This is a genomic window from Exiguobacterium sp. SH0S1, from assembly GCF_004337165.1.
Taxonomy (GTDB): domain Bacteria; phylum Bacillota; class Bacilli; order Exiguobacteriales; family Exiguobacteriaceae; genus Exiguobacterium; species Exiguobacterium aurantiacum_A.
On record NZ_SJVC01000018.1, the window covers coordinates 1 to 1,072 of the forward strand.

A 1,072-nucleotide genomic window follows, 5' to 3' on the forward strand; every position below is an offset into this window, starting at 1 on the left:
CGACTTGCATGTATTAGGCACGCCGCCAGCGTTCGTCCTGAGCCAGGATCAAACTCTCCAAAGAATTTGATATAGCTCTTGAAAATGACGAAGCTTGCGCTTCAATCAAAACTTGTAAAACTTTTTTTGCCTCATCGTTCAGTTTTCAAAGTTCGTCAGTTAAAGAATTGGTGGAGCCTAGCGGGATCGAACCGCTGACCTCCTGCGTGCAAGGCAGGCGCTCTCCCAGCTGAGCTAAGGCCCCAAAATTTATGATGGTCGGGAAGACAGGATTCGAACCTGCGACCCCTTGGTCCCAAACCAAGTGCTCTACCAAGCTGAGCTACTTCCCGTTATAAATGGTGCACCCTGAGAGATTCGAACTCCCGGCCTTTAGATTCGTAGTCTAACGCTCTATCCAGCTGAGCTAAGGGTGCGAGACGAATGATTCCCAATGGGATATATAGATGGTACCGAGGGCCGGACTTGAACCGGCACGAGGAAACCCTCGCAGGATTTTAAGTCCTGTGCGTCTACCAATTCCGCCACCCCGGCAAGGTATAATTAGTGCGGTAGACTTTTTTTAAAAATGGTGCCGGCGAAAGGATTTGAACCCTCGACCCTCTGATTACAAGTCAGATGCTCTACCAACTGAGCTACACCGGCAGGTGTAAATGGTGGAGGATGACGGGATCGAACCGCCGACCCCCTGCTTGTAAGGCAGGTGCTCTCCCAGCTGAGCTAATCCTCCGATATGTATGCCTGGCAACGTCCTATCCTCACAGGGGGAGACCCCCAACTACTTTCGGCGCTGAAGCGCTTAACTTCCGTGTTCGGCATGGGAACGGGTGTGGCCGCTTCGCTATCGCCACCAGACATATATGAGATTAACATTATCTTTACATAATGTCAAACTTTTTTTGAAAGATTACTCTCTCAAAACTGAAGATTCATCAATACAAACCATTTCTAGATCAAAGCCTCGACCGATTAGTATCATTCAGCTCCACACGTCGCCGTGCTTCCACCCATGACCTATCTACCTCATCGTCTCTGAGGGGTCTTTCTTGATTGCTCAAAGGGAAATCTCATC

The 1,072-nt window shown here is 49.3% G+C and carries 6 tRNA genes and 3 rRNA genes; all 9 read right to left on the reverse strand.

Annotation, left to right across the window (positions count from 1 at the left end):
• Positions 1-64 (reverse strand): 16S ribosomal RNA (locus EVJ20_RS15020); the annotation flags it as partial.
• Between the two features lie 104 nt (positions 65-168).
• Positions 169-244 (reverse strand) — tRNA-Ala (locus tag EVJ20_RS15025).
• An 11-nt stretch (positions 245-255) separates the two neighbouring features.
• Positions 256-332 (reverse strand) — tRNA-Pro (locus EVJ20_RS15030).
• A gap of 7 nt (positions 333-339) precedes the next feature.
• Positions 340-416: transfer RNA gene (locus EVJ20_RS15035), tRNA-Arg, on the reverse strand.
• Between the two features lie 31 nt (positions 417-447).
• A tRNA-Leu gene (locus EVJ20_RS15040) sits at positions 448-534 on the reverse strand.
• Positions 535-569: 35 nt separating this feature from the next.
• Positions 570-645, reverse strand: a tRNA-Thr gene (locus tag EVJ20_RS15045).
• Positions 646-654: 9 nt separating this feature from the next.
• Positions 655-730 (reverse strand) — tRNA-Val (locus EVJ20_RS15050).
• Positions 731-739: 9 nt separating this feature from the next.
• Positions 740-855: ribosomal RNA gene (gene rrf, locus EVJ20_RS15055) — 5S ribosomal RNA — on the reverse strand.
• Positions 856-949: 94 nt separating this feature from the next.
• Positions 950-1,072: ribosomal RNA gene (locus tag EVJ20_RS15060) — 23S ribosomal RNA — on the reverse strand; the annotation flags it as partial.